The following is a 1,033-nucleotide window of genomic DNA, read 5'->3' as shown; positions in this document are numbered from 1 at the left end:
ACCCGATGTGCGACTTTTTAACGGTCTATGTGGATGCTTGACGTTTGGTTGGAGCGACAAGGCCGTCTGAACTACGCTGAGAAGAGGGTCCACTCAGCTCAGAGGCGTTCGGGAGGCAGCCATGTTGCTGGAAGACTTTATCATCGTGGTGTATTGCTGGGTAGACGATCAACTGAAGGAGTGGCTGGGACCGAGGAGGCGCCTGCGTCAGCGTGGGTTTGCCCCCCAGCTCAGTGATAGCGAGGCGATCACGCTGGTGGTCGTCGGCGAGTTTCTCGGTTATGACGCCGACGTGGGAATCTGGGCGTATTTCCGCCAACACTGGGCGGCCTGGTTTCTTGGGCTGAGGTCGCGGAGTGATTTTGCACGCCAAGCGGCCAATCTCTGGGTGGCCACGCAAGCGCTTCAGGAGCGTTTGAGCCGTGACTTGGGGCCATGGACGATCCGCTGCATCTCGTTGACGGCTTTCCGGTACCCGTCTGTGTGATCACCCGCGCACGGCGCTGTGTGCGGTTCTCGGCGGTGTCGGATTACGGCCACTGTGCGGCTAAAGACATCACCTATTACGGCTTGCATGGCCATCTGCTCGTCAGTTCATCAGGCGTGATTACGCGCCTGACGCTCTCAGCCGCCAACATCGACGAACGCCAGGCCCTCTGGGAGTTAACCGAACGGCTCGCCGGACGACTCATCGGCGATAAAGGCTATCTCAGTGCCGCGCTACGCGCTGATTTGGCCGAGGTCCATGTCGAGTTGCAGACCCCGTACCGCTCCAACATGATCGACACCCGTGATCCGGCGTTCGGGGCACACTTACAACGCACCCGACGCCTGATCGAGACCGTGATTGGGCAACTGACCGAGCGCTTCCACATCCAAACAGTCCGGGCGCGTGATCTCTGGCATTTGACCGCACGGATGGCCCGTAAGGTGCTCGCGCATACGCTGGCCATCTGGATCAATCGCTCCCTAGGACGCCCCGATCTACAGTTCGAGGGGCTCATTACAGTTGGATAGAAAGTCGCGCATCGCG

At 59.8% G+C, this 1,033-nt stretch carries 1 pseudogene; it reads left to right on the top strand.

Annotation, left to right across the window (positions count from 1 at the left end):
- Nucleotides 1-121 precede the first annotated feature (121 nt).
- Nucleotides 122-1,017 (top strand): annotated as a pseudogene (locus BLW10_RS13615) (IS982 family transposase).
- Nucleotides 1,018-1,033: the final 16 nt, after the last annotated feature.

The organism is Allochromatium warmingii, from assembly GCF_900107145.1.
GTDB lineage: Bacteria > Pseudomonadota > Gammaproteobacteria > Chromatiales > Chromatiaceae > Thermochromatium > Thermochromatium warmingii.
The sequence above is the reverse complement of the archived record's forward strand: the minus strand, read 5'-3'. Positions and strand labels throughout refer to the sequence as shown.